22 protein-coding genes are annotated in these 24044 nt (G+C 72.6%); 5 read left to right on the forward strand and 17 right to left on the reverse strand.

The window, feature by feature from the left end; genetic code table 11:
- Positions 1–163: 163 nt before the first annotated feature.
- The 3 genes from rlmN to HQQ88_RS18625 all read right to left on the reverse strand — a co-directional run bounded on the left by rlmN (position 164) and on the right by HQQ88_RS18625 (position 3356).
- The gene (gene rlmN, locus HQQ88_RS18615) at positions 164–1396 is read right to left on the reverse strand and encodes a 23S rRNA (adenine(2503)-C(2))-methyltransferase RlmN (RefSeq protein ID WP_111086542.1); all 1233 of its coding nucleotides are present in this window, start codon (positions 1394–1396) and stop codon (positions 164–166) included.
- A gap of 90 nt (positions 1397–1486) precedes the next feature.
- Positions 1487–2386, reverse strand: a complete 900-nt coding sequence (locus tag HQQ88_RS20295; protein ID WP_173170890.1) for a C40 family peptidase — start codon at positions 2384–2386, stop codon at positions 1487–1489.
- Positions 2387–2609: 223 nt separating this feature from the next.
- Positions 2610–3356, reverse strand: a complete 747-nt coding sequence (locus HQQ88_RS18625) for a pyridoxamine 5'-phosphate oxidase family protein (protein ID WP_173170892.1) — start codon at positions 3354–3356, stop codon at positions 2610–2612.
- 34 nt (positions 3357–3390) lie between these two features.
- Between HQQ88_RS18625 and HQQ88_RS18630 the strand changes: the two genes are divergently transcribed.
- On the forward strand, positions 3391–4875 hold the full coding sequence (locus HQQ88_RS18630; RefSeq protein WP_173170894.1) for a PLP-dependent aminotransferase family protein: 1485 nt from the start codon (positions 3391–3393) through the stop codon (positions 4873–4875).
- Between the two features lie 54 nt (positions 4876–4929).
- Here the strand turns inward: HQQ88_RS18630 and HQQ88_RS18635 are convergent, their stop codons facing one another.
- The 4 genes from HQQ88_RS18635 to HQQ88_RS18650 all read right to left on the reverse strand — a co-directional run bounded on the left by HQQ88_RS18635 (position 4930) and on the right by HQQ88_RS18650 (position 7691).
- Positions 4930–5445 (reverse strand): hypothetical protein, encoded by a 516-nt coding sequence (locus HQQ88_RS18635; RefSeq protein ID WP_173170896.1) that lies wholly within the window; start codon positions 5443–5445, stop codon positions 4930–4932.
- Between the two features lie 98 nt (positions 5446–5543).
- Complete coding sequence (locus HQQ88_RS18640; RefSeq protein WP_173170898.1) at positions 5544–6419, reverse strand: alpha/beta fold hydrolase; 876 nt, start codon at positions 6417–6419, stop codon at positions 5544–5546.
- Positions 6420–6463: 44 nt separating this feature from the next.
- Positions 6464–6631, reverse strand: a complete 168-nt coding sequence (locus HQQ88_RS18645) for a hypothetical protein (RefSeq protein WP_159572230.1) — start codon at positions 6629–6631, stop codon at positions 6464–6466.
- Between the two features lie 298 nt (positions 6632–6929).
- Entirely contained in the window at positions 6930–7691 is a 762-nt protein-coding gene (locus tag HQQ88_RS18650; protein ID WP_173170900.1) for an SDR family NAD(P)-dependent oxidoreductase, read from the reverse strand.
- Between the two features lie 80 nt (positions 7692–7771).
- Here HQQ88_RS18650 and HQQ88_RS18655 point away from each other — a divergent pair, with 80 nt between their 5' ends.
- A complete protein-coding gene (locus tag HQQ88_RS18655; RefSeq protein ID WP_173170902.1) occupies positions 7772–9334 on the forward strand; it encodes a hypothetical protein in 1563 nt (520 codons plus the stop codon).
- Between the two features lie 80 nt (positions 9335–9414).
- Here HQQ88_RS18655 and HQQ88_RS18660 read toward each other — a convergent pair whose 3' ends face one another.
- From HQQ88_RS18660 to HQQ88_RS18685, 6 genes are read right to left on the reverse strand one after another with little or no spacing between them, the layout of a single operon-like run.
- Positions 9415–10332: a phosphogluconate dehydrogenase C-terminal domain-containing protein gene (locus HQQ88_RS18660; protein ID WP_173170904.1), complete on the reverse strand. Its 918-nt coding sequence runs from the start codon at positions 10330–10332 to the stop codon at positions 9415–9417.
- A complete protein-coding gene (locus HQQ88_RS18665; RefSeq protein WP_367917054.1) occupies positions 10329–11174 on the reverse strand; it encodes a sugar phosphate isomerase/epimerase family protein in 846 nt (281 codons plus the stop codon). The genes HQQ88_RS18660 and HQQ88_RS18665 overlap by 4 nt, the downstream gene beginning before the upstream one ends.
- Complete coding sequence (locus HQQ88_RS18670) at positions 11171–11986, reverse strand: triose-phosphate isomerase family protein (protein WP_173170906.1); 816 nt, start codon at positions 11984–11986, stop codon at positions 11171–11173. The genes HQQ88_RS18665 and HQQ88_RS18670 overlap by 4 nt, the downstream gene beginning before the upstream one ends.
- Complete coding sequence (locus tag HQQ88_RS18675) at positions 11986–12471, reverse strand: ribose-5-phosphate isomerase (RefSeq protein ID WP_173170908.1); 486 nt, start codon at positions 12469–12471, stop codon at positions 11986–11988. The genes HQQ88_RS18670 and HQQ88_RS18675 overlap by 1 nt, the downstream gene beginning before the upstream one ends.
- An 11-nt stretch (positions 12472–12482) precedes the next feature.
- Positions 12483–14201, reverse strand: a complete 1719-nt coding sequence (locus HQQ88_RS18680) for a dihydroxyacetone kinase family protein (RefSeq protein WP_173170910.1) — start codon at positions 14199–14201, stop codon at positions 12483–12485.
- Complete coding sequence (locus HQQ88_RS18685; protein ID WP_173170912.1) at positions 14198–15601, reverse strand: MFS transporter; 1404 nt, start codon at positions 15599–15601, stop codon at positions 14198–14200. Before HQQ88_RS18685 ends, HQQ88_RS18680 begins: the two co-directional genes overlap by 4 nt.
- 180 nt (positions 15602–15781) lie before the next feature.
- On the opposite strand from HQQ88_RS18685, the gene HQQ88_RS18690 reads away from it, so the two are divergent.
- Both HQQ88_RS18690 and HQQ88_RS18695 read left to right on the forward strand, forming a co-directional pair.
- Positions 15782–16531, forward strand: coding sequence for a FadR/GntR family transcriptional regulator (locus HQQ88_RS18690; RefSeq protein ID WP_111086527.1), 750 nt, complete (start codon positions 15782–15784; stop codon positions 16529–16531).
- Positions 16532–16706: 175 nt separating this feature from the next.
- Complete coding sequence (locus HQQ88_RS18695) at positions 16707–17378, forward strand: class I SAM-dependent methyltransferase (RefSeq protein ID WP_173170914.1); 672 nt, start codon at positions 16707–16709, stop codon at positions 17376–17378.
- 22 nt (positions 17379–17400) lie between these two features.
- Here the strand turns inward: HQQ88_RS18695 and HQQ88_RS18700 are convergent, their stop codons facing one another.
- The 4 genes from HQQ88_RS18700 to HQQ88_RS18715 form a co-directional block, all read right to left on the reverse strand.
- On the reverse strand, positions 17401–18306 hold the full coding sequence (locus tag HQQ88_RS18700) for a sugar phosphate isomerase/epimerase family protein (protein WP_367917055.1): 906 nt from the start codon (positions 18304–18306) through the stop codon (positions 17401–17403).
- Positions 18303–19607: a DUF993 family protein gene (locus HQQ88_RS18705; protein WP_173170916.1), complete on the reverse strand. Its 1305-nt coding sequence runs from the start codon at positions 19605–19607 to the stop codon at positions 18303–18305. The genes HQQ88_RS18700 and HQQ88_RS18705 overlap by 4 nt, the downstream gene beginning before the upstream one ends.
- Entirely contained in the window at positions 19604–20806 is a 1203-nt protein-coding gene (locus tag HQQ88_RS18710; RefSeq protein WP_254067264.1) for a Gfo/Idh/MocA family protein, read from the reverse strand. The genes HQQ88_RS18705 and HQQ88_RS18710 overlap by 4 nt, the downstream gene beginning before the upstream one ends.
- Before the next feature lie 588 nt (positions 20807–21394).
- Positions 21395–22450, reverse strand: a complete 1056-nt coding sequence (locus HQQ88_RS18715) for a LacI family DNA-binding transcriptional regulator (protein ID WP_123936770.1) — start codon at positions 22448–22450, stop codon at positions 21395–21397.
- A 246-nt stretch (positions 22451–22696) separates the two neighbouring features.
- On the opposite strand from HQQ88_RS18715, the gene HQQ88_RS18720 reads away from it, so the two are divergent.
- A complete protein-coding gene (locus HQQ88_RS18720; protein ID WP_254067257.1) occupies positions 22697–23977 on the forward strand; it encodes an ABC transporter substrate-binding protein in 1281 nt (426 codons plus the stop codon).
- Positions 23978–24044: the final 67 nt, after the last annotated feature.

Raw genomic sequence — 24044 nt, forward strand, 5'->3', positions numbered from 1 at the left:
AACCGTGGCGGACAAGATCCCCGGGTAAACCCAGTGACCGTCTCAGCCGTTCCGTTCTCCGCCGCCGTGGCAACGAGAGGTAACACTACACAGGCCCCGGGGGCCTCGCCAACCGTGGTTCCTCCCGGGCGTGTCGGCCCGGGAGTCCCCGTCGGCGGCGGGGCTACTCCGCTGCAGCGAGCTGCCCGCAGGCCCCGTCGATCTCCTTGCCGCGGGTGTCGCGCAGGGTCGTCGGGATGCCCGCGGCGTTGAGCCGGCGGACGAACTCGTCCTGCACGTGCACCTCGGACGAGGTCCACACGGAGCCCGGTGTCGGGTTGAGTGGGATCGGGTTGACGTGCACCCAGCCCTTGCCGCGCTTGTTGAGCTTCTCGGCGAGCAGGTCGGCGCGCCAGGCGTGGTCGTTCATGTCCTTGATGAGCGCGTACTCGATCGAGACACGGCGGCCCGTCTTGACGTAGTAGTTGTGCGCGGCGTCGATCGCCTCGTCGGCCTTCCAGCGCGAGTTCACGGGGATGAGCTCGTCGCGGAGTTCGTCGTCCGGGGCGTGCAGCGACAGTGCGAAGGTCACCGGGATGTTCTCGTCCGCCAGCTTGAGGATCGCGGGCACCAGCCCGACGGTCGAGATCGTGATACCACGGGCGCTCATGCCGAGGCCGTTCGGCTGCGGCGCGACCATCAACCGCACGGCGTCCATCACCCGCTTGTAGTTGGCGAGCGGCTCCCCCATGCCCATGAACACGATGTTCGTCACGCGTTCGGCGTCGACGCGGTCCTTGCCGCCCTTGCGGGGATCGCCCCCGAGCTCGCCCGCGGCGATGGCCGCGTTGGCCCGGACGATCTGCTCGATGATCTCGGCGGTCGACATGTTGCGGGTCAACCCCGCCTGGCCGGTGGCGCAGAACGGGCAGTTCATGCCGCAGCCGGCCTGCGACGAGACGCAGAGCGTGATGCGACCGGGGTACCGCATGAGCACCGACTCGACCAGGGCGCCGTCGTGCAGCTTCCACAGGAACTTGATCGTGTCGCCGTTGTCCGTCGCCAGCCGCCGGGTCTCGGTCAGCAGGGGCGGCAGCATCCCGGCGACGAGCTGCTCGCGCTGGGCGGCCGGCAGGTCGGTCATCTTGTCCGGGTCGGACGTGTAGTGCGTGAAGTAGTGGGTCGCGAGCTGCTTCGCGCGGAAGCCCGGCAGCCCGAGTTCCTTGACGCGGGCCTCGCGCTCCTCGGCCGTCAGGTCGGCCAGGTGCACGGGCGGCTTGCCGCGCTTCGGCGACGCGAACTGCAGCAGCGGACGGCCGTCGGTGTCGGTCGCCTGCTTCCAGCCCTCGGTGCGCGGGCGCACCTGCGGACGAGCAGACTGCTGCTGTTCGAACGGGGTACGGGTGTCGGAAGCCATCAGGCCAGGATACGGGAGGCCCGTGACACGACGGTGCCGGACCCTCCGGTGGCCGGGATGGTCACCATCCACGGCCCCGCCTGCGTCGGGTCAGCTGCCGGCGGGCAGCAGGCGCGCGAAGTGGTGCGCGGCCGAGTACATCGGCACGATGTCGACGACCTCGCCCGGGTGCGGTGCCTGCAGCACGAGTCCCTGGCCGAGGTACAGCCCGACGTGGTCCTCGTCGTCGTACACGACCATGTCGCCGGGCAGCGCCTCGGACTCGGGGATCGTCGTCGCCGCGGCGTCCTGCGTCGGGACGTAGTGCACGAGCGGGATGCCGACCGCGGCGTACGCGACCATCGTCAGGCCGGAGCAGTCGATGCCCTCGTGGCTCGCGCCGCCCTCGACGTACGGGTCCCCCATGTACTGCAGGGCGGTCTCGACGATGGTGGCGCGGTCGCCGCCGGCGGACAGCGCCGCCGACAGGGCCGACTGCGCCTGGGCCGTCGTCACCCCGAAGCGCAGGTCGAGCGTCGGGTACGAGACGACCGTGGTCGTGGTGGTCATGCCGTCGGTGGTGACGACGGGGACCTTGACGTCGTGCGCCACGGTGAAGGTCTGCGCGGCCTGCGAGGTCGTCGTGCCCTGCTGCGTCTCGGCCGGGGTCGCCGCGTTCGCCGGCACGGCCAGGGTCAGGCTCGAGGTCACGGCGATCGCCGGTGCGAGCAGGATCGCAGCACGCTTGGCGTTCGCGGTGCGGCGGATGTGCCGCGGGTCGACGGCCCGCTCGGCACGCAGGACGGCCTTCCGGCTCAGCACGGCCGCACCGGCGCTCGAGGCGACTGGGAGCGGACGCGGCTGCATCCGGACGGTGCGGGTCGGCTTCGGGTGCTCCACGAACGTGGCCCGGGCAGCAGCGGGACCGAGGGCCGAGCGACGACCACGGGGACGGGACAGCTGCGGCTGCGGAGACGCCGGAGCGGGTTCCACCGCGGTGTGCGGGGTCACTCGCGAGGGCTGTCGGTCTTCGGCTGCTGCAGGCAGGGCGTGGCGTCCCATGGGTCCTTCCGGGTCGGGACCGCTGGGCGATCCGGAAAGTAACGTATTGGTCACGGGGCGGATCGAGGCTGGGCAGTCCCGGAGTGTTCCTGCGGCTCGTCACAGGAACGGGCGGTCCTCGCAGGTCGCTCAGATGCGGCGGATCCGCGCCCAGGGGCCTGAAGACCCGGCCTCAGACGGACGCGACCCGCATGACGGCGGCGATCCGGGCCTCCCGGTCGGACGACAGGCGGTCGAGGCGAGCCGCCAGCGCCACGACGGACGCGTCCACCGGGGCGTCCACCGGGGCGTCCCCCGAGATGTCCCCCGGTACCGGGACGCCGGCGCGGACCGCGAGCGGCAGCACGCCGGCCCAGACCGCGTGGTCCTCGCCGTCGTCCGCGGCCTCGCCGTTGCCCTGGAACCGGACCTTCACGCTCGCGCGGTCGAGGGGCAGCTGCAGGACCTGGGTGGCGCGGACCTCCTTCGGGGTCATCTCGCGGACCTCGTCGCGGCGGCCGGGCATGAGGTGGTCAGAGACCTGCCAGAGCGCCTCGGTGCGGAGTTCGGGCGGCACCACCGTCGCGGCTCCCGCGATCATCGCACTGCGGTAGTTCGCCGAGCTGTCGAAGGTCGAACGGGCGAACACGAGCCCGTCCAGGTGCGTGACCGTCGCTGCGACCTGCAGGCCGGTGGCCCCTGCTCCGAGGAAGAGGCCGCCGCCGGTCGAGCCGTGCAGCAGCAGGACCGGGCCGTCGCCGAGGTCCCCGACGCCGCACAGGAAGGGCAGCACGATCGGGTGGCCGCCGCGGACGAACCCGACGTGGGCGAGGTGGGCCTCGGCGAGGATCGCCCGCAGGACGGCGGGGTCGTCGGACTGGCGCTCGCGGATGCGCCGGACGCGCAGGTCGGGGCCGTCGGTGGCGTTCGGGGTGCTCATGCGGGCCACGCTAGGTTCGACAGTGGTCCAGTGCGTGGACCAGATCGAGGTGATCGTGGTGGACCAGTCCGGCAAGACCGCAGGGGTCGTCGCGCGCATCCGGCGGATGGTCCACGACGGCGCGCTGCGCGAGGGCGATCCGCTGCCCTCGACCCGGGCGTTGGCCGCCGAGCTCGGCGTCGCACGCGGAACGGTCGTCGCCGCGTACGACCAGCTCGACGGCGAGGGCTGGATCCGGACGCGGCACGGTGCGGTGGCGCGGGTCGTCGCGTCGGCCGGGGCGTTCAGCGGGGGCGTGGGAATCGGGAACTTGCTGCCGGCGACGGACCCGCGTGCGCCGGCGGCGGCGTCAGCTGCGGCGTCAGCGTCAGCGTCAGCCGCCGCCCGGACCATCGACTGCCGCCCCGGGGTCCCCGCCGTCACCGCGATCGCGCAGCGGGACTGGCGCGCAGCCTGGCGGGCGGCGGCCGACGCCCCACTGCGGAACGCGGTCGCGGACCCCCTCGGCACGGTGGACCTCCGAGCGCAGGTGGTCGCGCAGCTCGGCCTGAGTCGCGGATTCGCGCCGTCGGTCGACCGGGTGCTGCTGACCGCGGGGACCTCCGAGGCGCTGTCGCTCGTCACCGAGGCGCTCCGCGTGCACCTCGGTCGCGCCCCCGTGTTCGCGGTCGAGGACCCGGGGTACCGGACCGGTCAGCGTGCGGTGCTCAGCGCGGGCGGTACCGTCGTCGGCATCCCGTTGGACGACGACGGGATGGACCTCGACGCCCTGACCGCCGCACCGCCGGTCGACGTCGTGCTCGTCACGCCGACGCACCAGTACCCGCTCGGCTCGGTGATGCCGGTGGCGCGACGGCAGCGGCTGCTCGCCTGGGCTGCGGCGACGGGCACGCTCGTGGTCGAGGACGACTACGACTCCGAGTTCCGGCACCGCGGCAGCCCCGTGCCCGCACTCGCGGCGCTCGACGCCGACGGGGTGGTGCTGCACGTCGGCGGGTTCTCGAAGACGCTCGACCCGCGGCTGCGGTGCTCCTACGTCGTGCTGCCCGGGGCGGCAGGTGTGCCGGTCGGGGCCGGATCCGTGGCCGGGGTCGCCGACGCGGTGCTCGCTGCCCGTCGTGCCCGCGGCGCGGTCGTCGCCGAGCCCGTGCAGGTCGCGCTCGCGCACCTGCTCCGGACCGGTGCGCTCCGCCGGCACCTCGGCCGGGTCCGGCGCGACTACACGCACCGTCGCGCCCGGATCGCGGCTCGGCTCGACGGCGTCGCCGGACTGGAGGCCCGTGCCCTGACCGGCGGACTGCACGCCGTGGTCGTGTGGTCGGGTCCGGCGACCGGGCATGAGGTCGCGGCGCGGATGGCCGGTGCCGGCGTGCTCGTCTCGACGCTCGAGGAGTACGGGATGGCTCCGGGCAGCACGCCGGCCGGGGTCGTGCTGGGGTACGGGGCGGTGACGGTGCCGGAGCTGGACCGGGCGCTGGACGCGCTGGTCGCCGCGGTCGCGGCGCTCGAGCGGGCCTAGCGCCTTCGGTGGCGCTGGTGCCCCGGTGCGCTCCGGCCGCCGGACGAGTCGCGATCAGCCGCCGGACTGAGCGGTCGCCACCACGTTCGAACCGGCCTGCTGGCACGCGGTGTTCAGGGTGCGCCCGACGAGCTCCCACTCGGGGCTGTCCTGAAGCGCCGGCCCCGACGCGGGTGCGGGGTGGGCGTCCAGGTACTCGAGTCCGTAGTCGATGGCGTCGTCGAGCCGCTCGTCGCTGCTCGACAGGTGCTCGTACCCGAAGCGCTCCGCCGCGATGAGCGCCTCGTACTGCGCATCGGTCAGGGCACCGCGAGAACGACCGTCCGAGGCGTTCAGGGCGATCGTCGACAGCGCGCTGATCTGCCCGCAGACGGCCGCGGCGCTCCGGTCCTCCTCCATCGGGTCCACCGTGGGGGACGCCGCCGGCGCGTCCACCGTTGCGTCCGCTGACCGAGCGCTCGACGAGGTCGGCGCCGGTGCCGACGAGGCGTCGGCCGAGCACGACGACAGGGCGACGGATGCGAGCAGTGCGCCGACGACCAGGGGCAGTGCGAGTCGGAGGGAAGTCATGCCCGTTATCGTGGCAGCGCCGTGGTCACGCACGGGGCGTCGTGTCGCGATCGAGACCTCGTCGATACCGGATCGTGAGCAAGCGGACGAGCCGGTGGTCAGGGTCGCTGCAGGTGTGCGCGCACCTGTGCTTGTACGGCGGCGGCGTCGCGGTGGTCCCAGAGTGCGAAGTGCGTGCCACCCGGCATCGTGACGAGCTCGGCGCCGGGGATCACTGCGGCGGCGCGGGTGCTGTCGTCCGGCCGGACCTCGGTGTCGGCGTCGCCGTGCACCAGGAGCGTCGGGGCCCGGACGGCACTGAGGTCGAGCGACTCGACGGCCGCGAGCTGGCGCACGTCGTTGTCCCAGCCGGCGCGTCGGGGCCCGGACGCGTTGCCGGTCCGGGCGAGGCCGAGCAGGAACGCCCGCCGCACCGGGTCGGCCAGGACGCCGGCGACGTGTTCCCGCAGGGCCCCACCACGCAGGGTGCTCACGCCGGCCACCGCAGCGCGTGCCGCGGCAGCCGGGGCGATGCGCGCAGCGGCCGACGCCAGACCGGCGCCGAACACCGTGTCGGTCACGAGTCGTTCGGCCGGTCCCGCCGACCCGGGGACCCAGCGACCGGACACCCCGGAGGCGACGGCGAGCGCCCTGGTCCGATGCGGGTGGCGGACCGCCAGTCGGTACGCGGCCGGGGCGCCACCGGACCAGGCCAGCACACCGACCCGGTCGATGCCGAGGTCGTCGAGGACCCCGGCGAGCTGGTCGGCCTCGTCGTCGATCGTGGAGTGGTCGGCGTCGAGCCGGGTGCCGAGGTAGCCCGGTCGCGAAACCGTGACCACGCGGAAGTCCTCGGACGGCAGGAACGCCCCCATCAACTCGGCGACGTCGATCCCGCCCGGGCTGCCGTGCAGGACCAGTACGGGGACGCCGGTGTCGGAGCCTCGGGTCCCGACCTCGACGCCACGGGTGACCGCTCGGGTCGAAGGGGGCATGGGCCGACGATACTGCTGCCCCCCGTGCGGCGTCGGCGGCGGGGTCAGCGGGCCTCGGGGCGCGCGGAGCCGCGGGTGCTCACGAGGTCGGCGAGGGACGGTTCGGCCTCGTCGGTGGGCACGGCCCAACCACGTCGGGCGGCCTTGCGGACGAGACGGTAGGTGGTGACCTGGACGGGCTCCACCCCGTCGGCGGATTCGTAGTTCGTCATCGTGGTTTCTCCCTGAATAGCGAGTGGTTCGCTGCAGCCGAAAGTACCCGGAGGCCGTACCCCCGGACGGGGGCCTGCGTTCCATGGCCAATGGCCGGAGAGCGCGACGATCGGGCTCCCCCACGCCGGCCTGACGGGGCTGCGCCGGGCCTCCCGGTCGGGGTGGTGATGCGTGCTGCGAAGGCGACAGATCTCGTCGGCCGCGCGCCGTCACATTCGCGAAAGCGACAGTGTGCCGCGAACCGTTGGCGGCACGCTGTCGCTTTCGCGGAGAGGCCCCGCCGCGCGCCGCAGGCGGTCAGAGGCTCGTCATGCCGCCGTCGACGCGGAACTCGGCGCCCGTCGCGTAGGACGACTCCGCGCTGGCGAGGTAGACCATGATGCCGGTGACGTCGTCGGGGGCCCCCGGGCGACCGAGGGGCGTGCGGGCGACGATCGCGGCCCGCGCTCCGGGGTCGCCGGAGATCGCCGAGACGAGGCCGGTCTCGGTGTAGCCCGGCACGACGGTGTTCACCCGGATGCCGTCCCGCGCGTAGGCCATCGCGGTCGCACGGACGAGCGCGTGGATGCCGCCCTTGGTCGACGAGTAGGCGGCGAAGTCCGCACCCTCGCCGTTCAGCCCGGTGGGTGAGCCCGTCGCGATGATCGACCCGCCGCCGCCGGCCGCGAGCATCGCCCGGACGGCGTGCTTCACGGTCAGGAACGTGCCCGTCAGGTTCACCGCGACGGTGCGGTTCCAGGTGTCGAGCGACACGTCCGCGACCGCAGCGTCCTGGCCGAACAGTTGCACGCCGGCGTTCGCGACCACCACGTTCGGCGTCAGGTCGCGCTCCGCGAGGGCGGCGAACCCGGCCGCGACGCTGGTCTCGTCGGCGATGTCCATGGTGAGCGGCAGCGCGAGCGCGCCGGCTGCCGCTGCTGCGGTGCCCGCCGCCGTCGCGTCCCGATCGGCGTAGACGACGCGCGCTCCCTCGGCGACGAACCGGTCCGCGATCGCACGGCCGATGCCGGAGCCCGCCCCCGTGACGAGTGCGGTCGAGTGGTCGAGTCGTGCGGTCATGCGGGAGCTCCGTCCTGGGAGCGTCGTCGCTCCACGGACCCATCATTGCCCAACCGGTTGACCGGTGGTAGTCATGAGCCATGACTGTGACGTCGATGGGCGCTGTGACGTCGATGGGCACTGTGGTGTCGATCGGTGCGTGGCGGTTCACGCTGCGCGGTGCCGAGCTCGCCGACCTGGTGTACGACGGCGAACCGGTGCTGCGGGCGATCCGCTTCGTGACGCGGGACCACGACTGGCGCACCGCCGACGACACCGTGCTCGCTCGGACGACCGACACGGACGCCGACAGCACGAGCGGGCGCCTCCGCATCGAGACCAGCGCCCGCTACGACGACACCGAGGTGCTCCGGTACGTCCTCGAGGTCTCCGTCGACGGCCCCACCCTGCACGTGGACGCGGTCGGCACCACCACGACGCCGTTCCGCCGCAACCGCATCGGCCTGGTCGTGCTCCACCCGCCGACCCTCGCCGGCGTGCCCGTCACCGCGCGGCACCCGTCCGGCACCGTCACCGAGGCCGTGTTCCCGACCTGGATCGCGCCGCACCAGCCGGCCGCCGACCTGTCGGGGCTGGACTGGTCGACGGGTCGGGTCGCGCTGACGCTCGACCTGGCCGGCGACGTGTTCGAGACGGAGGACCAGCGCAACTGGACCGATGCCTCGTTCAAGACCTACTCGACGCCGCTGTCCGAGCCGTTCCCCGTCGCGCTCGACGCGGGTTCCGTGGTCCGCCAGTCGCTCACGCTGCGCGCGACGACGGACGATCGACCGGGAGGCACGGCCTCCCCCGCCCCGGACCTCGCGTTCCTGGACGGGCCAGCTCCCACCGCCGTGGTCGCCCCGCCGCCGACGCTCCAGCTGCTCGCTGCGTCGGCCCCGGCGGCTGCGCGCCCTGCCGACGCGCGCCCGCTCGGCGTGCCCGTCCTGGTGGAGCCCGTCGTGCTGGTTGAACCCGTGCTTGGCGATCCGAACGTCGGGGCCGTGCTGGCCTCGGCGCGACGCGATGCGGGTGGCGGGCCGCTCGACGTCCGGTTCGTCACCGACGACCCGGACGTGCTGCGTGCCGCGATCGACGACGTGCTCGACTCCGGCGCGGTCGTGCGGATCGGCGCGTTCGACCCGAACTCACACGTGACGACCCCGGCGCTGCAGCAGGCCCTGCGCGACGCCGCGGCTACTGCCGGCGACCTCGAGGTCGTGGCGGGCACCCGCGCGCACTTCACGGAGCTGAACCGGACCGTCGACCTGTTCCGCGACTGGGACGGGCCCCTGACCTTCAGCGTGACGCCGCAGATGCACGACCGGTCGCCCGAACAGGTGACCGAGTCGATCCGGATGCAGCGCTGGGTGGTGATGAGCGCCTCCAGGCTGGCCGCCGGCAGGGCGCTCCACGTCGGACCGGTGACGCTGCGGCCACGGTTCAACGCGGTGGCGACGTCCGCGCGCCCCGTCGTGACCGACGCGACGATCGAGGCCGGGTACGGGCCGCAGCTCGTGGCGGACGCGACGGACCCGGCGCAGCACTCGGCGGCGGCGCGGGCGTGGTTCGCGGCGTCGGTGGAGGCGCTGACGGTGCCGGGGGTCGCCTCGATCACCCTCGCCGAGGCCTGGGGACCCCGCGGCGGGCGGCTGCCGGGGTAGCGCGTGGTGAGTACCGCGAAAGCGACAGATTCCCGCCGATGGTCGGCGGGAATCTGTCGCTCTGGCGGATCAGACGAACGTCAGCGACGGACGGCGTCGATCTTGAGCATCTTGGCGATGACGCTGTCGAGCTCGCTGTCGTCGAAGACCTGCTTCCAGTCCTCCTTGATGAGCTTCTCGCGGCCGTAGCCCATGGCGATGTGGCAGGCGTCCGAGAACGGGTTCGAGCCGCGCAGGCCGTTGGTCAGCGCGATCCAGGTGTGGCCGTAGAGCATGGCGCGGGCGGCCTCGCGGGGCACGCCGACACCGGTGACGGTCTCCTCGAGGGCGTCGTTGAGGAAGTCGCCGATCATGCAGGCGATGGTCTCGACCAGGGTCGGCTCGAGCACGGCGAGCTGCTTCACGGTGACCCAGTGCACCTGGATGACGGGCGCGTACATGGTGGTGATGACGGCCTCGGCGATCGCCTTGGCGCGCTCGTCCTGGTCACCGAGGGACTCCGACGCGTCGAAGGCCGCGATGACCTCCTGCGGGGCGGCGATGCCCCCGAAGGTGTCGTCCCACTCGGCCTTGGTGGTGCGCTCGAGGAACACCGACGGGTGGCACGGGTGCGCCACGGCGTAGTGGATGTTCTCGCGCTTGGCGAGCAGTCCGGCGTAGGCGGCGGCCGGGTCGAGCGTCAGGATGCTGGCGCCGGCCTTCATGACCGGGACGAGCTGCTCCGAGATGGTGCCGAGCAGGACGTCCGGCACGGCGAGGATGACCACGTCGGCGACCTTGGCAGCCTCGACGCTGTCGGTGAGTGACCGGCCGAGGGCCTGGATGCGCTCCTGCCCGGCGGGCGAGGCCTCGCTGTAGAGCGTCGTGTACTCGCTCTTCGCGAAGTTGTTCGAGACGCGGGTGCCCATCTTGCCGCCGGCACCGATCACGGCGACGGTGACGTCGGCCGTACCGGATCCGGCAGCGACGGTGTGGGGGGTGGTGACGGTGTCGGTCATGATTCCTTGCTCCTGATGTGCTCGATGGTGTGTTCGGTCCACGCCGCCTCGATGCGGGTGGTGGTCTGCGCGGGCGTCTCGCCCGGTCGTGGGTCGGCGCCCGCGTGCTCGTCCTGCCAGGGCAGCCAGAACTCGATGACGCGGTTGATCCCCCGGGCGTCGGGGTCGATCGCGGCGCGGATGCCGTCGTGGTCGACGACCCCGGTGCCCATCGGGACGCCGGTGTACTGGAACCCGACCCACCCCGGCGACCGGGTGAACCCGGAGTCCTTGACGTGCCAGTTGACGACGCGCGGGGCGGTCATCGCGACGACGTCGGCGGGGTGTTCGAGCCGTGCGACGGTGTTCGCCGGGTCCAGGCAGATGCCGAGGTGGTCGGAGCCGATCGCCTGGACGACCGCGACGAGGTCGGCGGTGGCCACCAACTCGTAGGTCTCGAGGGCGAGCGTCACCCCGGCCGCCTCGTAGGCGGGGAGCGCTTGGCGCAGACGGCGTTCGGTCTCGGTGGCGTCCGGCTGGTCGTCGCCGCTCGTCCACATCGACCGGACGAGCGTCGCGCCGAGCACCTGCGCGATGTGCAGGTACCGAGCGAGGTGCGCCGGATCGGTGCCGCGGGTGCCGACCTCGAGCGTGAGCCCGAGGTCGTCGGCCAGCGTCCGGATCGCGCGCAGCCGGTCGTCGGACGCGGTGTCGAGCGGCAGGTGGTCGCAGATCTGGAACAGGTCGACGCCGTCGTGGGCCGCGGCATCGCGCAGGGCATCGTCGAGGGAGAGCGGTGCCAGCACACGGTCGGACATGCGCCAGAAGTAGGCGTAGGTGGAGAGGCCGAGCAGGGAGGTCACGCCGGTGCTCCGTCCTGCGTCGCGGCCAGCGCCTCGGCTTCGTCGAGGATGGTGCGGATCGCCTCGGGGTCGTGGGCGAAGCGGCCGAGGAACAGGCCACCGATGCCGCCCCGTCCCCGGGTGAGCAGGCCCGGCCCGGCGCTGCCGCCGTAGATGACGACCGAACCGGCGAGCTCCGGCCGGTTCGCCAGGTGCTGCTCGATGCCCGCGAGCACCGCGACGATGTGCTCGTCGGGAGCGGGCTCCGGTGCGCCGATGGCCCAGACCGGCTCGTAGGCGGCGATGACCGGCCCGGCGAGCCCGTCGGCGACCGCAGTGGCGACGAAGCGGTCGAGCTGCGCGGTGACCTCGGCGACGGCAGCGGACGGGTCGGCGTCGGCCGCACGGTCGGTCTCACCGATGCAGATGAGGGGACGCAGGCCGTTGCGGAAGGCGGCGTGCACCTTGCCGGCGATGTCCTGGTCGGACTCGTGGAACAGGGAGCGACGCTCGGCGTGCGCGATCTCGACCAGGTCGACCCCGACCTCGCGGAGTTCGCGGCCGGACACCTCACCGGTGAAGGCGCCCTCGTCGGCCCACGCCAGGTCCTGCGCGCCGAGGAGCACCGGGGTGCGCTCGAGCACGGCGTGCACCGGCACGAGCGAGGGGAACGTCGGGATGACGAAGAGTTCGACGGCGCCGGACTGCACCGCCGGGTGGGTCCGGGCGATGTCGGCCACGGCGGCCGCCCACTCGAGCGTCCGGGCGTGCCCGAAGTACATCTTGAGCGACACCCCGATCGTGATCGGGGCCGCCGCCGTGGTCGCCGGCATCAGGCGTCGGTCCCGACCGGGGCGCTGCCGTCGTACTCGCAGATCGCAGCGACCTTCGACGCGCTGGCGCTGGAGCGGTCGAACTCGTAGCCCAACCACTCGCGAGCCATCCGGCGTGCGACCTCGACGCCGACGACCCGCTGGCCCATGCAGAGGACCTGGGCGTCGTTCGACAGGACCGAACGCTCGACGCTGAACGAGTCGTGCGCGGTGACGGCCCGGATGCCGGGGACCTTGTTCGCCGCGATCGCCACACCGAGTCCGGTGCCGCAGATCAGGATCGCGCGGTCGGCCTCACCGTTCGCCACGAGTCGTGCTGCGTCGACCGCCACGTGCGGGTACGCGGTGTGCCCGTCCGCGTCGACGCCCACGTCGGTGACGCTGACCACGCGCGGGTCCTTCGCGAGGTCGGCCTTGATGATCTCCTTGTAGTCGAACCCGGCGTCGTCCGAGCCGACGACGATGCGGAACTGCTGCTCGGTCATGGGGGGCTTCCTTACTTCTCGGCCAGCGTCGCGAGGACCGCGGCGGTGATCAGGGCGAACGAGATCGCGCCGGCGTCGGGGGTGCCGACCGCGTCCTCGCCGTGGGTGCGGGCGCGGCCCATCTTCGGCAGCAGGTCAGCGGTCGCGTCGGCGGCCGCAGTCGCCGCGGCGGACGCGGCCGACCAGGCACGGACCAGGTCGTCGCCGGCCGCGACGCGGTCGGTGAGGACCTGGTCGAACGGGACGATCGCGTCGACCATGGTCTTGTCGCCGGGGACGGCGCCGAACGCGAGGACCGCCTCGGTGGCGGCGTGCACCGCGCTCTGGACCGTGGCGGCTGTCGGACGCTCGTCGTCCCCGAGCACGCGACCCAGTGCCTCCAGGGCGGCTCCCCAGATCGCGCCGGACGTGCCACCGGCCTTGTCCGACCAGGCGTCTCCGGCGATCGCCAGGACGCTCCCGGCGCCGGCGCCGCGCGTCACCGCGTCCGAAGCGGCGCGGTCCGCGGCGGTGGAGCCGCGCTGCATGCCGATGCCGTGGTCGCCGTCGCCGGCGATGGCGTCGATCCGACCGAGCTCGTCGGCGTGGTCGTCGATGGTGGTGCGGATGGCCGTGATCGCCTCGGCGACCCGGGCGGCGGACGCCTGCGACGCCTCGGTGCCCGGCGTGACCGGTGCCTGCTCGTCCGCGGCGAGGGCCTCGGGTGCGACCGGCTGTTGCGGGACGGCACCGCCCTTGCGGTAGGCGGGGCTGTCGGCTGGGGCGGCCCAGAGCTGCTCGAGTTCGTCGTCGAGCCAGAAGAGCGTCAGCGAGACGCCGGCCATGTCGAAGCTCGTGACGAGTTCGCCGACCTCGGGCTCGACGACGACGGCGCCGGCCGCCGTCAGCTTGCGTTGCACGGCGCCGAAGACGACGAAGAGCTCCTCGTACTTGACGCTGCCCAGGCCGTTGAGGATCGGGACGACGCGTGCCCCGTCGACGACGACACCGGATGGCAGCTCGGTGAGCAGCTTGTCGACGAGCAGGTCGGCCAGTCCGGACGCGGTGGGGACGTCGGCTTCGGCGATGCCGCGTTCGCCGTGGATGCCCATGCCGATGGCCATCCGACCCTCGGGGACGGTGAAGAGTGGTTCGTCCGCGCCGGGGAGCGAGCAGCCGGAGAAGGCGACGCCGAAGCTGCGGGTGCGGTCGTTGGCGCGGGTCGCGATCGCGGTGACCGTGTCGAGGTCGTCCCCGCGTTCCGCTGCGGCACCGGCGATCTTGAAGACGCAGAGGTCACCGGCGATGCCGCGACGCTTGTGGGCTTCGGCGCTCGGGGCGGAGGCGACGTCGTCGGTCACCCGCACCGTGCGGACGTCGATCCCGCTGTCGGCCAGTGCCCGCGCCGCGGCGTCGAAGTTGAGCACGTCGCCGGCGTAGTTGCCGTAGCTCAGCAGCACGCCGCCGCCGTGCTCGGACGCCTTCGCCACCGCCGTGACCTGCTGGGCGCTCGGGCTGGCGAAGAGGTTCCCCATCGCCGCACCGGCTGCCAGGCCGTGCCCGACGAGTCCGCCGAACGCCGGGTAGTGGCCGGAGCCACCGCCGACGACGAGCGCGACGGTCCCCTCGGAGCTGGTGGTCGAGCGGGCGACGCCGCCGTGGACCTTGCGGACCCGGGCCTGGTTCGCGGCCACGAAGCCGTCGACCATCTCGTCGGCGAAGTCGGCCGGGTCGTTGAACAGGCGGGTCATGCGTGGCTCTCCTGGGTCGTGGTCGTGTTCTTCGTGGCCTGCGCCGCAGCGTCGGCGTCCCGTCGTCCGTTCCGCTTGGTGTTCCGACCGAGCACGAACATCAGCACGCTCGACAGCACCATGAAGAAGCCGACGATGAACATCGGGACCTGGTACCCGCCGGTCCACCCGCTGACGACGCCCGTGATGTACGGGGCGGCGAACCCGCCGAGGTTGCCGATCGTGTTGATGAGGGCGACTCCCGCGGCAGCGGCGGCACCGGTCAGGAACTGCGTCGGCACGGTCCAGAAGTTCGGCAGCGCCGCGAAGATCGCGCAGGCGGTGACCGCGATGACGGCGATCGTGGCGGCCGGGCTGTTCATGTAGAGCGCGACCGGGATGCTCAGGCCGCCGACGAGCGCGGGGACGGCGATGTGCCAGACCCGGACGCCACGGCGGAAGGCGTCACGCGACCAGAAGTACAGGACGACCGCGGCGGGGACGTACGGGATCGCCGTGATCATGCCCTTCTGGAACAGGTCGAACGTGGTGCCGAACTGCTCCTGGAAGCCGTCGATGATGGTCGGCAGGAAGAAGCTCAGTGCGTAGAGGCCGTAGATGAAGCCGAAGTAGACCGCGGCGAGCATCCAGACGCGGCCGGAACCGAAGGCTGCACGGAGACCGCCCTTGGCGTGCCCGTCTCCCCCGCCCTTGGCCTTGTTCTCGGCGGCGAGGGCACCCTCGAGCCAGACCTTCTCGTCCTCGTCGAGCCACTTCGCCTGCGACGGCTTGTCCTTGAGCACGAAGAGGCACAGGACGCCGACGATGATCGCCGGGATCGAGACGCACAGGAACATGAAGCGCCAGCCGGCCAGGCCGCCGAGCATGCCCTCGTGGGTCATCAGCCAGCCGGCGAGCGGGGAGCCGATGACGCTCGTCAGGGGCTGGGCCAGGTAGAACAGCGCGAGCATCTTGCCGCGGTGCCGGGCGGGCACCCACGTCGACAGGAACAGGATCGCGCCGGGGAAGAAGCCGGCCTCGGCGATGCCGAGCAGGAAGCGCAGCCCGACGAGCTGCGGGTAGTTCTGCACCCACGTGAAGAGCAGCGAGACGATGCCCCACGTGATCATGATGCGCGCGAGCCAGATCCGCGCGCCGAACTTGTGCAGCGCCAGGTTGGAGGGCACCTCGAGCACGAGGTAGCCGATGAAGAACACGCCGGAGGCGAACCCGAACTGGGCGGCGGTCAGACCGAGGTCCGCCTCCATGCCGTTCGGGGCCGCGAAGGAGATCGCGGTGCGGTCGAGGAAGTTGATGAAGAACATCAGTGCCACGAACGGCACGATGCGGATCGCGATCTTGCGGATGGCCGTCTTCTCGACGACCGAGGTGGGGATGCCTCGCGTGGCGGGGATGTCCACGATGACTCCTGCTCGGTGGGGGTGGTACGACTCCGACCCGTGCTGCTGCGCCCGGACGGAGCGGGCGCATCGGTGCGCCTGGTCCAGTGTGCGGATTCGAATCCGACTTGTCAACCGGTTGACCAAACCATCCCGAGTGCCTCGAAGCCCAACCGGTTGACCGAACGGTACGCTCACTGCATGCCCGCGTTCAGCCCGGACGACCCCCTCAACATCCGACTCGAACTCGAGTCCGTGCCCGCGGGGTCGCCCGCCTCCGAGGTCGCCCGACAGCTCGTGTCCCTGCTCACCGCGGGCGAGCTGGCCCCCGGTTCGCGACTGCCGTCCGAGCGGATCCTGGCCGAACGGCTCGGGGTCGGACGCTCCGCCGTGCGCGAGGCCCTGGCGGCCCTCGAGATCCTGGGCATCGTGCAGATCCGGCCCGGCTCGGGCACGTACCTGCAGGGCGGCACCTCGGACCTGCTGCCGACGACGCTGTCGTGGGGCCTCATGCTCGCGTCGAACCGCACCCGCGAGCTGCTCGAGGTCCGGTCGTCGCTCGAGCGCACGGTCGCGATCCTCGCCGCGCAGCGCGCCACGCCCGAGCAGGTCGCGGAGCTCGGCGAGTACCTCGTCCGGCAAGAGGCCACGCTCGACGACCCCGAGGCCTTCATCGACGCCGACGTGCGCTTCCACGTCCTGCTCGCCCGGGCCGCGGGGAACGACGTGCTCGGCGACCTGCTGCAGAGCCTGCGGTCGATGCTCAGCGTGTGGGTCGGCCGCCGTGTGCAGACCCGCCAGGCCACCGAGGCGGCCTACGACGAACACCGTGCGATCTACGAGGCGCTCCGGGCCGGCGACGTGCCCGCCGTGCAGCGGGCGATGGACGAGCACATGGCCACGGCGAGCGCCCGCATCGAGAACGCGGAGCCCATCCCTCCCGCCGAGTAGCGGGGCGCGTGCGCTTCGTGAGCAGAAATGGTCGGGTCCGTGACGGCGACCCGACATCTTCTGCTCACGATCGGGCGGCCGGGAGGCGCGGTGCGGGTCCGCCTCGCACCGTGCGACGTTGCCGGGGCGGCAACAGGGCTTGGGTCGGGCCCGGCGGGTGCGCTGGAGTGGGTGGATGCATGCACACGAGACCACCACCGATGGCGTCGGCTCGGCCCGCGACTGGTGGGAGCAGCGGTACGCCGAGCGCGACGGGATCTGGTCGGGCCGGGTGAACGCGGTGCTGGCCGACGTCGCCGGGGCGCTGCCGACGGCGCCGGGCGGCGGTGCGCGCCGCGCCCTCGACCTCGGCTGCGGCGAAGGCGGCGACGTCGTCTGGCTCGCCGAGCAGGGTTGGCACGCACTCGGGGTCGACCTGTCGGTGACGGCGATCGAGCGCGGTTCGCGGGCGTCCGTGTCGGCCGGGGTCGAGGAACGGACCGCGTTCGTCGCTGCCGACCTCGCGACGTGGGAGACGGCTGCGCGCTTCGACCTGGTGACGGCGTCGTTCCTGCAGTCGTGGCCGGTGGAGATCCCGCGCGCGGAGATCCTGCGCCGGGCGACCGGGTTCGTCGCGGTCGGCGGGCACCTGCTCGTCACCGCGCACGCCGCCCCACCGCACGACGACCTGCCGGCCGAGATGCGGGAGTACCGGTTCCCGACGCCCGACGAGGACCTGGCGGCCCTGCAGCTCGACGGCTCGTGGGACGTCGTCGCCGCCGAACTCCAGCCGCGCACCGCGACGACTCCCGACGGCGACCCGCACGAGGTGCTCGACAGTGTGGTGCTGGTCCGCCGCGCGCGCTGACGACGGCTGCAGCGCGGGACGGTCAGCGCGGGAGCGGGACCGCGGCGTCGAACGCCTGCACGACGCGCGCCACCACCTGGGCGGGCGGGGTGTCCCAGATCGCCTGGTTGAAGAGCTCGACCTCGACGTCACCGGTGTACCCGGCAGCGACCACCGCGTCCGTCACCGGCCCGAAGTCGACGTGGCCGTCCCCCGGGTAGCCCCGGGACAGCAGCGGGTCCGCCGCGATCGGGGTGGTCCAGTCGCACACCTGGTACGACGCGATCCGCCCGGCAGCCCCGGCGCGGGCGATCGACGCCGCGAGCGCCGGGTCCCACCACACGTGGAACGTGTCGACCACGACCCCCACGGCAGCGGCCGGGAACGGCGCGGCCAGGTCGATCGCCTGCGCGAGCGTGGACACCACGGCACGGTCGGCGGCGTACATCGGGTGCAGCGGCTCGACGGCGAGCTGGACCCCCGCGTCGAGGGCGTGCGGCACGAGGTCGGCGAGCGCGTCGGCCACCCGACCCCGGGCGTCGACCAGGTCGCGCGACCCCCCGGGCAGCCCCCCGGCGACGAGCACGAGCACGGGCGCCGAACCGGGTGCTCCGGCCGCGGCGAGGGCGGCGGTCTCGTCGATCGCGCGGCGGTTGTCGTCGAGCGCCCGCTGCCGCGCGGTGCCTGGCGGGAGGGTGAAGAAGCCTCCGCGGCAGTGCGACGACACCCGGAGCCCGGAATCCGCGACCATCCGGACGGCCTCGGCGAGACCGACCTCGGCCACGGGCTCCCGCCAGGTGCCGATCGCACCGACGCCGGCCTCCGCCACGGTGTCGAGCGCCTGCCGGAGCGGCGCGTACTTGATCGTCGCCTGGTTGACCGACAGCCGCGGATGCGGCGCAGCGCCGGCGGACCGGACCGGCGTGACGGCGTCCGCCGCGGTCGTCACGCGACCACCTCGGCGACGGTGCGGTCGACGTCGGGTGATCCGGGCCTCCCGGTCGACCGTGTCCCCACGCCGGCCACCGCGAGCAGCGCGTGCCAGCGCGAGGCGGCGAGGTCCGGGTGTTCGAGGGCGCCGCAGGCGTTCGCGAGCCGGATGGTCTCGGACAGGTGCGGCAGGGAGCGGCCGGCGTGCTGGCCGCCGACCATCTGGAAGGCAGGCTGGTGGCCGTTCAGCCAGGCGAGGAACGCGATGCCGGTCTTGTAGTGCCAGGTCGGGGCGCTGAAGACGTGGCGGGAGAGCGCCTCGGTGGGGGCGAGGAGGGTGCGGTAGGCGGTCTCGTCGGGCAGGGCCTGGACGGCTGCGGAGGCGATGGGGGCGATGGCGGCGAAGGCGCCGAGGAGGGCGTCGGAGTGGGCTCGGCCCCGTGCTCCGGCTCGGTCTCCGGCCCGGTCTCCGGCCCGGTCTCCGGCCCGGTCTCCGGCGATCAGGTCCACGTAGTGGAAGTCGTCGCCGGTGAACATCCGGGCGGTCGCGGGGAGCTGGGAGCGGAGGGCGACCTCGGCACGGGCGTTCAGCAGGCTCATCTTGATGCCGGAGACCTTCGGCCCGGCGTCGCGCATGATGTCGAGCACGGTGTCGGGGCCTTGCTGCCCGCCGAAGTAGCCGGCGAGGGCGGGGTCGAAGGCCTCCCCCAGCCAGTGCAGGACGACGGGGGCGCTCGCCCGCTCGATGACCCGGCCGTAGACGCGGCGGTAGGTGCTGGCGGCGGCGTTGCTGCTGTCGCTGTCGCTGTCTGCGCGCTGCGCGAGTCGGGCCAGGTGGCGGCTCGCCATGAGCACGACGCCGGCGCCGGCGTCCTCGGCGTGGTGGAGCTGGGCGACGTAGGCGTCGACGACCTGCTGCTCGGTGGGCAGGTCGTCCCCGTCGTCCGGCAGGTCGTCGGTGTTCACGCCGACGACGATGCGGCCGCCGACGGAGTGCGCCTCGCGGGCGCTGCGGGTGATGAGCTCGCGCGTCGCGGTCGGGTCGAGGCCCATGTTCCGCTGCGCGGTGTCCATCGCGTCGGCGACGCCGAGTCCCCACGACCACAGGTGGTGGCGGAACGCGAGGGTGGCGTCCCAGTCGAGGTCGGCCGGGGCGCCGGGGGTGTTGTCGGCGGCGGCGCGCGGGACGACGTGGGCGGCCGCGTAGACGAGGCGCTCGCTCAGGGGCGCGGTCGGCTTGGCGGCGGCCGTGACCGTCGGCGAGTTCAGGGTCGCCCGGCTGGTCGTGCCGTCGGCGGCGAGGAGGGTGAGGTCGGTCATGCGCGTGCGCCGACCGTTTCGGTGTGCTGGGCGACCTCCGGTGTCTCGACCTGGAGGCGCTGCTCGGCCCCCGTGGGCAGGTGCAGCTCCGGCAGGTCCACGCGTCGACCCTCGGCGCTGGACCGCAGGCCGGCCTCCGCCAGCGCCACGCCGCGGGCACCGGAGAGCAGGTCGTAGGGGTGCGGGCGGCCGGCGACCAGGTCCTGCAGGAAGTCCTCCCACTGGGCGCGGAACCCGTTGCCGAACACCTCGTTGTCGGGGACCTCGAGCCACTGCGCCCTGTAGTCGCGGTCGTCCTTCAGGTCGGGGTTCCACACCGGCTTCGGCGTCGCCGTCCGGGGCTGGATGCGGCAGCCGAACAGTCCCGCGACGGCGCTGCCGTCGGTGCCGTCGACCTGGAACTCGACGAGCTCGTCACGGTCGACCCGGACCGCCCAGCTCGAGTTGATCTGCGCCGTGATGCCGCCGGCCAGGTCGAAGACCCCGTAGGCGGCGTCGTCCGCGGTCGCCGGGTACTCGTGGCCCTGCTCGTCGGTGCGCTGCTCGATGTGGGTGACGGCGCGGGCGTACACGGACTCGACGCGGCCGAACAGCTGCTCGAGCACGTAGTTCCAGTGCGGGAACATGTCGACGACGATGCCGCCGCCGTCCTGCTGCCGGTAGTTCCAGCTCGGGCGCTGTGCGGTCTGCCAGTCCCCCTCGAACACCCAGTAGCCGAACTCGCCGCGGACGCTGAGGACCTTCCCGAAGAACCCGGAGTCGATGAGGCGGCGGAGCTTCCGGAGGCCGGGCAGGTAGAGCTTGTCGTGCACGACGCCGTTCGGCACCCCGGCCTCGGCGGCCAGTCGGGCGAGTTCGAGCGCTTCCGAGGAGGTCTCGGCTGTCGGCTTCTCGGTGTAGACCGCCTTGCCGGCGGCGATCGCCTTGCGCAGGGCGTCGGCGCGGGCGCTCGTGACGGCGAAGTCGGCGAAGACGTCCCAGCGCGGGTCCGCGAGGGCGGCGTCGAGGTCGGTCGTCCAGTGCTCGAGGCCGTGGCGGGTGGCGATCTCCTCGAGCTTCGCGGCGTTGCGGCCGACCAGGATCGGTTCGAGCTGCACGCGGGAGCCGTCCGGCAGCCGGAGTCCGCCGTCCTCGCGGATGGCCAGGATCGACCGGACGAGGTGCTGGCGGTAGCCCATGCGTCCGGTGACGCCGTTCATGATGATGCCGATGGTGCGCGTGGTGGTCAACGCGTGCTCCCTTGCTCGCTGTGGCCTGCTCTCCGCGTGGTGGAAAGCGCTTGCCCGGAACCGTACACCACGCCCGGCGCGCTGCAGTAGTACCCGAACACGAACGCACACGCGCGGCCGGGCCCGGCGGCGGCTGCGGCTGCTGCGGCCCGCGCCCGAGGTTCCGAAATCTTGGAGACTCGGGGCGCTGAGCGGCATTCCGTGGAACCTCGGCGCCGAACCCGCGGCATGTTCTGGAACCTCGACGCCCCGGGCGTCGGCGTGTCGTGCGACGCTCCGCATGCGCCGCTGGCCGATGGGGACCGCCTGGGACCCTCCCTACCGCGCCATCCGAGGTTCCGAGATTTCGGAACCTCGGCGCGCCAGGCGGCACTCCGTGGAACCTCGGCGCCGAACCCGCGGCATGTTGTGGAACCTCGACGTCCGGGCGTCGGCGTGTCGCGCGCCTTCGAGCCCGACCAGCCGCCGGCGCCACACTCAGTGAGCAGAAAAGGTCGAGTGGCGGGGCCGGACCCGACCTTTTCTGCTCACGAAGCGCCCGCGAAGTGCCCCGCCGCGCTACCGCGCCGTACTCGCGCGCAGCACGACCTCGCCGTCGATGGCCCCGTCGGCCTCGAGCCCCAGCGCCCGCCGCACCGCCCGCTCCCCGATCTCCTCGAGCGGGAGCCGCACCGTACTGAGCGCCGGAACGACGTCGGCGAGCATCTGCACGTCGTCGAACCCCGCGACGCCGACGTCCACCCCGGGGACGAGCCCGCGCTCCCGGATCGCCGCGACCGCCCCCACCGCCATCAGGTCGGTGACCGCGAACACGCACCGCGGCAACGCCCACGCGCCTCCCGCCGCCCGGTCGAGCAGGGTCACCATCGCCTGGTACCCGCCGTCGCGCGTGAACGCCGACGGCACCACCGCGTCGTCCGGCACCCGGATGCCGTGCGCGGCGAGCCCCGCGACGAAGCCCTCGACCCGCGCGTGCGCCGTCGCCAGGTCCGGGTCGCCGGACAGGACGGCGAACGAGTCGTGCCCCTGTTCGACGAGTGCTCCCGCCAGGGCCGCGGCACCACTGAGGTTCCGGATGACGACCCCGTGCACGCCGGGCACCCCGGCGGCGGCACCGTCGAGGTCGGACACGAGCGCGGACACCCCGGCACCGGCGGCGACGAGCGCGCCGACGGCAGCTGCGGAGTCCGACGCTCCCGACGTCTGCCCGGCACCGAGTCGACGACTCACGGCGAGCACCACGGCCCGCGGGCGGAGTCCGGCGACGACGCCGAGCACCGCAGCCTCGCGCGAAGGATCCCCGCCGGTCGAGGTGATCGTCACCACGAGCCCGGCGTCGTCGGCAGCCCGGATCGCCCCGGCGGCGATCGCGGCGAAGTAGGGGTCGGCGATGTCGCCGACGACGAGCGCCAGGGTCGTGGTGGTCCCGCGAGCGACGGCCTGCGCCTGCACGTTGGCGGTGTACCGGAGCTCGTGGGCGGCGGCCTGCACACGGTCCACCGACTCCGGTCGGACCTTCCGCGTGCTGCCGTTCAGCGCCCGCGAGGCGGTCGCGAGCGACACGCCTGCGAGCTCGGCCACGTCGGCCAGGGTGACGGTGCCTCGCTCGGGCATGTCGTGCCTCCAGTCCGGTCCGCGCCGTGCGCGGTCTGTGGCGAGGATAGCGATTTCCCGGGAGGCCCGACCAGCGTCCGCGCCGCCGGCGCGGCCTTCCGAGACGGCTGGTCACATTGTCAGAACATCGGGCAGGAAAGCGCTTGCCATGAGCGCTCACGTCGTGTAGACCTGGGGTCCTCGGCCGAGACACCCCGAACGCTCGCCCACGGCAGACGCCAGTGGTCCCGAACGAAAGCAGTGACGATGAAGTCATCCAAGAGAATGCTCGCGCTCGCCGGCGGCATCGCCGCACTGGCCCTGTTGAGCGGCTGTGCCTCCGGCAGCTCCGGCGACGGCGGCAAGGTCGATCAGCTGACCTTCTGGCTCTCCACCTCCACCGCGCAGGAGAAGGGCTACCAGGACCTCGCCACCGCGTACGAGAAGAAGACCGGCGTCACGGTCAAGATCGTGAACCTGCCGTACGACGGACTGCAGACCAAGCTCCGCGAGTCCGCGCAGGCGAACTCGCTGCCCGACGTCGTGCGCGCCGCCGGCATCGACCCGATCTGGACCGGCAAGACCGTCGACCTGGCCTCGATCGTCGACGACGACGCGAACAAGATCGACCAGGACATCATCGCGAAGGACGACGACGGCAAGGTCACCTCGATCCCGTCCGACGTCACCGCTGCCGGTCTGTTCGTGAACAAGTCGCTGTTCGAGAAGGCCGGCGTCGACTACCCGACCGACCCCGCGAAGGCGTGGACCTGGGACGAGTTCCTCACGGCCGCCGACAAGGTGAAGGCGAAGACCGGCGCGAAGTACGACATGGTGTTCGACTCGTCGCCGTCGCGTCTGCGTGCCTACATGTTCACCAAGGGCACCGACTTCATGCAGCAGGAGAAGGACGGCTCCTTCCCGACCGACGCGAAGACCGTCGACGCACTGCAGGACTTCGCCGACATGAACGACGACTCGGTCATGCCGAAGTCGGTGTGGACGAGCGGTCAGGACCCGAACGCCCTGTTCAAGAGCGGTCAGGTCGTCGCGTACTTCTCGGGTGTGTGGCAGTCGTCGGACTTCGCGTCGAACATCACCGACTTCGACTGGGCGAGCGCCGCCACCCCGGCCGACCCGACCCACGCCACCGAGATCAACTACGGCGGGAACATCGTCGGCTTCGAGAACTCGGACGCCCGCGGTGCCGCCGCGAAGAAGTTCATCGACTACATGTACGACCCGACGAACTACGCGAAGCTCGTGACGACGAACGGCTTCCTGCCGGTCGAGACCGGTCTGGACATCCAGTACCCGTTCGAGTCCCAGGCGGCCAAGGACTCCTTCGCGCTGTACCAGAAGGAGATCGACGCAGCCGACCCGATCTCGAGCTCCTACGCCAAGGAGAGCGCGAAGTGGGCGGTCGAGGGCAAGGAACTCGGCACCGATCCCACCACCGCCGAGGTCGGCAAGCTCATCAACGGGCAGCAGTCGGCCAAGAAGACCCTCGAGACGATCACGAAGTACTACGAGGAGCACGTCGGCTGACGGAACGGGGTCGGGCGCACGCGTCCGACCCCGTTTTCTCTCCTTCCACAGCAGCACCACGTCGAAC

This window comes from Curtobacterium sp. VKM Ac-2861 (assembly GCF_013204965.1).
In the GTDB taxonomy this organism is placed as follows: Bacteria; Actinomycetota; Actinomycetes; order Actinomycetales; family Microbacteriaceae; genus Curtobacterium.

Excerpts from the sequence above, each read along its gene's own strand:
- rlmN (WP_111086542.1), bottom strand. The coding sequence starts at position 1,396 with ATGGCTTCCGACACCCGTACCCCGTTCGAACAGCAGCAGTCTGCTCGT.
- HQQ88_RS18625 (WP_173170892.1), bottom strand. The coding sequence starts at position 3,356 with ATGAGCACCCCGAACGCCACCGACGGCCCCGACCTGCGCGTCCGGCGC.
- HQQ88_RS18635 (WP_173170896.1), bottom strand. The coding sequence starts at position 5,445 with ATGACTTCCCTCCGACTCGCACTGCCCCTGGTCGTCGGCGCACTGCTC.
- HQQ88_RS18640 (WP_173170898.1), bottom strand. The coding sequence starts at position 6,419 with ATGCCCCCTTCGACCCGAGCGGTCACCCGTGGCGTCGAGGTCGGGACC.
- HQQ88_RS18645 (WP_159572230.1), bottom strand. The coding sequence starts at position 6,631 with ATGACGAACTACGAATCCGCCGACGGGGTGGAGCCCGTCCAGGTCACC.
- HQQ88_RS18650 (WP_173170900.1), bottom strand. The coding sequence starts at position 7,691 with ATGACCGCACGACTCGACCACTCGACCGCACTCGTCACGGGGGCGGGC.
- HQQ88_RS18655 (WP_173170902.1), top strand. The coding sequence starts at position 7,772 with ATGACTGTGACGTCGATGGGCGCTGTGACGTCGATGGGCACTGTGGTG.
- HQQ88_RS18660 (WP_173170904.1), bottom strand. The coding sequence starts at position 10,332 with ATGACCGACACCGTCACCACCCCCCACACCGTCGCTGCCGGATCCGGT.
- HQQ88_RS18670 (WP_173170906.1), bottom strand. The coding sequence starts at position 11,986 with ATGCCGGCGACCACGGCGGCGGCCCCGATCACGATCGGGGTGTCGCTC.
- HQQ88_RS18675 (WP_173170908.1), bottom strand. The coding sequence starts at position 12,471 with ATGACCGAGCAGCAGTTCCGCATCGTCGTCGGCTCGGACGACGCCGGG.
- HQQ88_RS18680 (WP_173170910.1), bottom strand. The coding sequence starts at position 14,201 with ATGACCCGCCTGTTCAACGACCCGGCCGACTTCGCCGACGAGATGGTC.
- HQQ88_RS18690 (WP_111086527.1), top strand. The coding sequence starts at position 15,782 with ATGCCCGCGTTCAGCCCGGACGACCCCCTCAACATCCGACTCGAACTC.
- HQQ88_RS18695 (WP_173170914.1), top strand. The coding sequence starts at position 16,707 with ATGCATGCACACGAGACCACCACCGATGGCGTCGGCTCGGCCCGCGAC.
- HQQ88_RS18705 (WP_173170916.1), bottom strand. The coding sequence starts at position 19,607 with ATGACCGACCTCACCCTCCTCGCCGCCGACGGCACGACCAGCCGGGCG.
- HQQ88_RS18710 (WP_254067264.1), bottom strand. The coding sequence starts at position 20,806 with ATGAACGGCGTCACCGGACGCATGGGCTACCGCCAGCACCTCGTCCGG.
- HQQ88_RS18715 (WP_123936770.1), bottom strand. The coding sequence starts at position 22,450 with ATGCCCGAGCGAGGCACCGTCACCCTGGCCGACGTGGCCGAGCTCGCA.
- HQQ88_RS18720 (WP_254067257.1), top strand. The coding sequence starts at position 22,697 with ATGAAGTCATCCAAGAGAATGCTCGCGCTCGCCGGCGGCATCGCCGCA.